Here is a 6,753-nt window from a genome sequence, read left to right as displayed (position 1 = left end):
TATGCATCCTTGGCCGTGCAGGCGGAGAAGGTGCTGAAGCTCGATCCCTTTGTCGGGCATCTGTTTGTGTTCCGGGGCCGTCGGGGTGATCTGATCAAAATCATTTGGTGGGATGGCCAAGGCGCGTGTTTGTTCTCGAAGCGCCTGGAACGCGGCAAGTTTGTGTGGCCTGCCACCAAGGAAGGCAAAGTGTCCCTCTCGCCTGCGCAACTGGCGATGCTTCTGGAGGGCATCGACTGGCGCACGCCGGGTAGAACCTAGAGACCTTTGCGCGCAGGTTAGGATTCCTTACGCAAATCCAATGGTGTAGGCTGCAGCCATGATGGCCGAAGCGATGACATTGCCGGAAGATTACGGAGGGCTCAAAGAGTTCACGACCCAGCTTCTTGCCGAGATCAAAGCCCAGGCCATGCTGATTGAGAAGCTTCTCCACCAGGTCGCGGGGCAAAAGGCCTGGCGCTAAGGATCGACCTCAGAACAGACCAAGCAGCTCATGTTGGCGCTTGAGGCAAGCGAAGTGGCCGAGGCCGCGATGACGGCCAAGATGAAGCCTCCCCAAATGAGCCCAAGGACAAACCAAAGCGCCGTCCGATCCCGGACCACATCCCACGCAATAACATCGAACTCTTGCCGCCAAAAGATCACTGCACATGCGGCGGTGCATTGCGCCAGATCGGCGAGGACGTGACCGAAGAACTGGAATATGTGCCGGGACGGTTCGTCGTGAACAAAATCACCCGCCGGCGCTTTGCCTGCAAACGCTGCGAGCAGTTCACCCAGGCTATCCTTCCATCTCGCCCCATCGAACGCGGTCGCCCAGGGCCCGGGTTGCTGGCGCATGTCTTGGTCAGCAAATATGCCGACCACTTGCCGCTGTATCGCCAGAGCCAAATCTTCGAACGCGATGGACTTGATCTCGACCGTTCCACCTTGGCGGACTGGGTTGGCAAAACGACAACGCTTTTGGCCCCGCTGGCAGATGCCATCGGCAAGCACGCCTTGAAGGGCAAGGCCATCTTCACCGACGATACACCCGTCAACATGCTCGCACCCGGAACGGGCAAGACCAAGACCGGACGCCTTTGGGTCTATGGCCGTGATGAACGGCCATGGGGCAGCGATGCGCCTCCCGCTGCTTGGTATCAGTTCTCCGAAGACCGGCGCGGGGCGCACCCGAAGGATCATCTCAGCAAATACAAAGGCTGGATGCACGCCGATGGTTATGCTGGGTATGAGGAGCTTTATCGCGACCACGGCATCAAAGAGGTCGTCTGCATGGCCCACATCCGGCGCAAGTTCGTGGATGTTCATCGATCTCAGAGCTCAAGCATCGCCGAAGAAGCGATCCTGCGGATCAGCCAGCTCTACGCCGTTGAGAAAGAGGCGCGCGGTTCACCGCCAGATCAGCGTGTTGCCATCCGGCAGGCCAAGGCCACACCTGTCTTCGATGACCTGCAGGATTGGCTGGGTAGGCAACTCACGATCATATCGGGCAAATCCCCGCTCGCTCAGGCGATCCGATATGCGCTGACGCGCACGCGGCGGCTCAGGCCTTACTTGGCCAATGGTATCCTAGATACTCGACAACAACACAGCCGAACGCGCCATGCGGGCTATCGCTTTGGGCCGCAAAAACTACCTCTTCGTCGGTTCACCCGCCGGTGGCCGCGCCGCTGCCGTGGCATACACGCTCATAGAAACGGCAAAACTCAACGGCGTTGATCCCCAAACCTGGCTCGCTTACACCATCGCGCGCATCCCCGACTACAAGATCACCCGCGTGAACGACCTGCTGCCTTGGGTAAACGGAAAGGTTATCTCATGACTGCTGAACGTCCTGCACTTGGTCTGCGTCAGGCTTCTTTGTCTTTGACCGAATACGACCCCAGATGGGCTGAATTGTTTGCCAAAGAAGCCGCGTTGATCGCACAGGCTCTGCCAGATGTGCAATTTGATATCGACCATATCGGCAGCACCTCAGTACCCGGTCTGACAGCAAAACCCATCCTGGACATTGCCATGCGCTCAACCCACGAAGAGCAGATTGCGACCGCTCTTGCGAAGTTGGGTTACATCGACAGAGGCATTCGAAGCGGGCGGCTGTTTATCCGGCTGCGCGATGGTGACATCAGAACCCACAATCTGCACCTGTACCATCCCGACGATGCCGATTGCCGCGATCAAATCGCCTTCCGTGACGCGCTACGAGGCAACCCAAAACTCCGGCATCAATACGAACACCTTAAACAGACGCTTGTCGAAGAACTCGGTGACCAAGGCCGAGGATCATATGCAGGGCGGAAAACCGAGTTCGTAAGAGCCGTCATCGACGCCCAGAACAAGTAACGGCGGTCAGACCGGACGCTTACCCTGATCCGGCAGCGTGCCGGGACGAAGGAGCGACGATGGCCAGACGACCCAGACGGAACCACAGACGCAGCAGCCAATATGGCGATCAGTCCGGAACGCCTGCCACGGGCGCCATTGCCGCGTGAGCGGCTTCGTCCATGGGCTCACTACCGACTTGCGGCGATGCGGCGGCAGGGCTGCCGCGAAACTTTATCGGGGCGCTTCTGCCAGACGACGTTAAGCTGCCCAACGTAGGCATAGCCGCCTCATGTCAGCTAGAGGCCGGTTTGGCGAGAAGTTTCATTTCAAGTTCTTCCTGCCGCAGGCGGAGTTATCTCTGGTCGGCTTTGAAATCCTTAAGGGCATGCCGCCGGGTATCGGTCGCAATCTGGCCTTCGGCGCTTCGCCTTGCGTCTAAATCCACCGGTTCTTCCGTCATCTCTTTGTCCTCTGATACATCAGCGTTCGGCCGCGGCCGTCAGGCCGGGAGCTGGAGGAGGCGTGCTCCCAGCCGGCTCCCCGGCCTCCATTCCTCTCAGAAACCTGAAAAGTTCGCTGTCCGTTGTCAGAACCAGCGTCGTTCCCCCTGAAATCATGTCCTTGTAGGCCTGCATTGTCCGGGTGAACGCATAGAATTCGGCTGCTTGGGCGTCGGTGTTGTAGGCTTTTGCGTAGATCGCAGCCGCCGAGGCGTCAGCCACGCCGCGGATTTCCTCGACGGCGCGATACGCTTCGGACTGTATCTTGTTCAGGTCGCGCACCCGGTTGCCGCGGATCCGAGCGGCTTCGCCATTGCCCTCGGAAAGAAAACGTTCAGCGATCTGGCGGCGCTCTGAGATCATGCGGTCGTAGATCTTCGGACGCACACTCTCGTTGTAATTGATCCTTTTGAAACGGATATCGAGAAGCTCGATCCCAAAAACGCGAACCTTTTCTGAGGCGGCTGCGAAAATCTCCTGTTCTACAAGTGCGCGGCCTTTCTGGATAGGAACCAGAGAACCTATGTCCTGCGCGCGCTCCTCATCGGTCAAAAGCGTGTCCCGCAGCGGGGTCCGGCCCTTCGTGGTCCGGATAATCTCTATCAGCTCGTGTTTGGCGACGGCATTGCGGGTTTCGCTGCCGAGAATATCGTCTAGACGGGATTGCGCGCTGCGCTCATCGCGCAGCCGCAGAAAATACTGCAACGGGTCGGTTATTTTCCAGCGGGCGAACAGATCGACGGATATGTAGAGCTTGTCCTTGGTGGGCATGTCAGAAGGATTGCCGTCCCACTCAAGAACCCGGCGGTCGATCCGGTTGACGTCCTGAACGATAGGCAGCTTCAGCTTTAAACCAGCCGTTATGACTGGTTCGCCCACAGGTTTACCGAATTGGGTGATAATAGCCTGCTCGACTTCGCCAACTGTGTAGAGGGAACCGGAGGCAATCACGCCGGCAGCAACCGCAATCCCTGCGAAGAGCCCCAATCTGATGTTCATGACGGATCCTCCTGAAGCCTGTCGAGGTTCAAAAGCGGCAGGATGCTCGCAGTCGATCCGTCGACAATGATTTTTGACAGGATGCTGGGCAGAACATCCTGGAGGGTTTCTATGTATATCCGCCGCCTCGTGACTTCAGGCGCCTTTACGTATTCGGCCAAAAGCGCGGTGAACCGCGCTGCGTCGCCTTCCGCCTCGTTGATGCGTTTCAGGCGATAACCGTCAGCCTCGCGGATCCGCTGATCTTTCTCGCCTTCGGCCAGCGGAATGACTTTGTTGTATTCGCGGCGCGCCTCATTGATCAGGCGCTCCTTTTCCTGCTGTGCCTGGTTGACCTCATTGAACGACGCCTGAACCGGTCCCGGCGGGTTGATGTTCTTCAGCTGGACCTGGTCGATGCTGATACCCATGGCGTATTTCGTGGACAGAGCCTGCATCTTGAGAAGCGCCTCGCTTTCGATCTCCTGACGGCCGATGGTGATGACCTCGTCAACGGTGCGGTCGCCAACAACCTCTCGCATCACGGACTCAGAGACGTAGCGCAAAGTCGCGCTTGGCTCGCGTACCTCGAACAGGAATTTCAGGGGGTCAGAGATCCGGTACTGCACCACCCATTCCACGAGCGCAGCATTCAGATCTCCCGTGACCATTTCGGTTTCGCGCCGGCCGTCTGACGGGCTCTGGAAGGGATCACTCCGGCCCGGCGTTGTGAACCCGAATTCCTGCTTCAGCTGCCGTTTCACGGGCACCAGCGTGGCAACGTCGATGCCAAGCGGGAATTTGAAATGCAGGCCAGGCGGAACCTCAGCAGTGTATCTGCCAAAACGCTGGACAACGGCGACAGAGTCGCTCGGGACTGTGTAATATGAAGACCAGGCCGCAACCGCTGCCAAGACTATCGCTCCTGCGACCAGTATGCCCTTCACAGGGGGCCGCCCATCAGGGAGCAATCCGCCCAGCCGGTCGCGGCCTTGACGAAGAATTTCGTCGATATCGGGCGGATTGCGCTTCTGTCTGCTTTGCCAAGGCCCGCGGTCTTCTGGGCCGCCGTTCTGGTCAGGCATATCGTTTCCTCTCCTGGTCTCTCAAACCGGCATCCGATACAGACCTTTGACGCCAAGGCGCCTGCGCGCGGCTTATTCCCTCTGTGTCGGCATTCCTTCGTTCTCCGCAGCCTGGATTGGTGAATTTTCCGTTGGCAATTCACCCGCTATAGCCGCATCCGGCGCCTCTTTGTGCGCCTGAGATGCGCCCCCGCCCGAGTAAAGGTTCCGCAGCTGAGTTTCGGAGACCCCGTCGGCCACCATCACCAGCCGGACCATCGGGTCAGAAAGCATTTCTTCCAGGAAATATTCGGCCAGTTCTTTTCCGGTGAGCTTGTCCTTTGCCAGGGCGTCATCGAGGTCGGCCAGCGAAACGGTCAAGGTTCTCGCCAGCCCGGGGTGGAATTCCCTGGGATGCAACTTCACGGCGACAGAAGCTCTCCAAGTCTCAGGCTGCAGGCTGTCGGGAGGTGAACACAGTTCCGTTTCAATGTCATATTCTCCGGCAGGGAGCGTTTCGCTGAAGCCCGGAACGTTGAACGGCCGGGCAAAGACCGCAATGGATTTTCTAACTGCCTCGTTCATGGGTGGGGTCCTCTCATCGAAGCGACAAGCGGGCCAAGGCTGCGGCTACTGACGCAGTGCCCTTGTCGTGGTAGTCCCCGTGGAAAACACCGTCCACCTTGACCTCCCAGATTCCATTCCTCTTCCGGGCACGAACGCGCTCCGCCTTCGCAGTTGGACGATAGGGGTGTGTCGAAATTTGGATATCTTCCGGTTTGTGCAGTGGCTTATCGAGCACGCTGGAGCTTGCGGCCCTTGGCAAATGCGGTTCTCCAAGAGCCATTACGGTGCGAATGAATTCCTCTGCATAATCATCCGCGTTCCGGTGGTCATGCTCATGCCTCACCATGGCCATTGGCTCAACAAAACGCTTCTTAAGGTGTTCAAGGAAACGCGGTTCCGTGCGGGACATGTAAGCAATGAGCGACTGGAGAATCCGTTCATGGGCCAGAACGCGCCGTTCAAGATCTGTCATTTCAGGCAGAGATGGTAACATGGCACTGTTCATCCTTCATTGATCGTGTTTTCCGGGCGCTCCGACGACTTTTCGACGTCAAGGGCCGCAAGACAGGCCTGCGCAATGTCCCGGTCCGGAAACTCGGTTCCCGGGACCGTCGCCCAACCGGCTTTCATGAGGGCATCCCGCTGCCGGTAGGTAGCAACGGCCCTGATCGCTGCCAGCTTTGCGTCGCGTTCCGCATCGGTTCGGGCCATGTCCAGACAGACCGGGACCAAAGCCGTGACTACATTGTTGCGGGACATGGTCACGGCCATGCCGTGTGACGTTCCGCCGGTCACCCAGCCGCCCCAGGTAAATCCGCCGATGCCTAATAATGCGCCACCTATCACGGCGCCGTAGAGGCCGGGTTTAAGCCATTCGGGAGTGTACATTGTGAATCCTCCAGCGGGGAAAGCGCCGCCTCGCTATCTTCAAGTGTTGCGTTTCGGGTCTTGGCCGAGCGCTGCTTCCAGGTCGGTCCAGGTAATTGGCCGCAACTCTGTCCGGCCCGGCAAACGCCCCTTGCCGTGGATGGTCAGGTAAATCGCCGTTCTGCGGTAAGCCGTGAAACTCAGCCCTTCGATAAGCTCCTCCTCGACCAGCACTTCGTATTCGCCGGAAGGCAGTTCGTCCGGATATCCGGGCAAGGTAAAAGGCTGCGGGAAAGTCATGGTGGATCTGATTGATCGCAAGGCCATCACCGGTCTCCGCGATATGTGCATGTCTGCCGCGCTGCCTTGGCTGCAGCATCCCGGTTGCCGAGAGGCAGCCAAACTTTGCGGCCCTCCTACATTACCCCGGAACCGGGCGGTGCGTGCTG

General features: G+C 58.6%; 10 protein-coding genes and 1 pseudogene. 5 read left to right on the top strand and 6 right to left on the bottom strand.

What is annotated here, in order from left to right:
* The 5 genes and pseudogenes from tnpB to VWY34_RS05430 all read left to right on the top strand — a co-directional run.
* The coding region (gene tnpB / locus VWY34_RS05450; protein ID WP_416545783.1) for an IS66 family insertion sequence element accessory protein TnpB at positions 1-261 on the top strand (261 nt) is incomplete at its 5' end.
* Positions 262-319: 58 nt separating this feature from the next.
* On the top strand, positions 320-463 hold the full coding sequence (locus tag VWY34_RS05445; protein ID WP_416545785.1) for a hypothetical protein: 144 nt from the start codon (positions 320-322) through the stop codon (positions 461-463).
* Between the two features lie 164 nt (positions 464-627).
* Positions 628-1,512 (top strand): annotated as a pseudogene (gene tnpC / locus VWY34_RS05440) (IS66 family transposase); the annotation flags it as partial.
* A gap of 94 nt (positions 1,513-1,606) precedes the next feature.
* Entirely contained in the window at positions 1,607-1,825 is a 219-nt protein-coding gene (locus VWY34_RS05435; RefSeq protein WP_416545787.1) for a transposase domain-containing protein, read from the top strand.
* Positions 1,822-2,346, top strand: coding sequence for a GrpB family protein (locus VWY34_RS05430; protein ID WP_416545789.1), 525 nt, complete (start codon positions 1,822-1,824; stop codon positions 2,344-2,346). The genes VWY34_RS05435 and VWY34_RS05430 overlap by 4 nt, the downstream gene beginning before the upstream one ends.
* A 461-nt stretch (positions 2,347-2,807) precedes the next feature.
* Here VWY34_RS05430 and hflC read toward each other — a convergent pair whose 3' ends face one another.
* From hflC to VWY34_RS05400, 6 genes are all read right to left on the bottom strand, one after another.
* Positions 2,808-3,827 (bottom strand): protease modulator HflC, encoded by a 1,020-nt coding sequence (hflC, locus tag VWY34_RS05425; RefSeq protein WP_416545791.1) that lies wholly within the window; start codon positions 3,825-3,827, stop codon positions 2,808-2,810.
* Positions 3,824-4,891 carry an FtsH protease activity modulator HflK gene (hflK, locus tag VWY34_RS05420; protein WP_416542201.1) on the bottom strand — a complete coding sequence of 356 codons (1,068 nt, stop codon included), beginning with the start codon at positions 4,889-4,891 and terminating at the stop codon, positions 3,824-3,826. Before hflK ends, hflC begins: the two co-directional genes overlap by 4 nt.
* A gap of 72 nt (positions 4,892-4,963) precedes the next feature.
* Positions 4,964-5,455 (bottom strand): hypothetical protein, encoded by a 492-nt coding sequence (locus VWY34_RS05415; protein ID WP_340545777.1) that lies wholly within the window; start codon positions 5,453-5,455, stop codon positions 4,964-4,966.
* Positions 5,456-5,468: 13 nt separating this feature from the next.
* A complete protein-coding gene (locus VWY34_RS05410; RefSeq protein WP_416558535.1) occupies positions 5,469-5,909 on the bottom strand; it encodes a hypothetical protein in 441 nt (146 codons plus the stop codon).
* A 29-nt stretch (positions 5,910-5,938) separates the two neighbouring features.
* The gene (locus VWY34_RS05405) at positions 5,939-6,325 is read right to left on the bottom strand and encodes a hypothetical protein (protein WP_416536347.1); all 387 of its coding nucleotides are present in this window, start codon (positions 6,323-6,325) and stop codon (positions 5,939-5,941) included.
* Positions 6,326-6,364: 39 nt separating this feature from the next.
* On the bottom strand, positions 6,365-6,604 hold the full coding sequence (locus VWY34_RS05400) for a hypothetical protein (RefSeq protein WP_416538138.1): 240 nt from the start codon (positions 6,602-6,604) through the stop codon (positions 6,365-6,367).
* Positions 6,605-6,753: the final 149 nt, after the last annotated feature.

It is taken from the genome of Phaeobacter sp. JH20_02, from assembly GCF_048056915.1.
Taxonomy (GTDB): domain Bacteria; phylum Pseudomonadota; class Alphaproteobacteria; order Rhodobacterales; family Rhodobacteraceae; genus Phaeobacter; species Phaeobacter bryozoorum.
The sequence above is the reverse complement of the archived record's forward strand: the minus strand, read 5'-3'. Positions and strand labels throughout refer to the sequence as shown.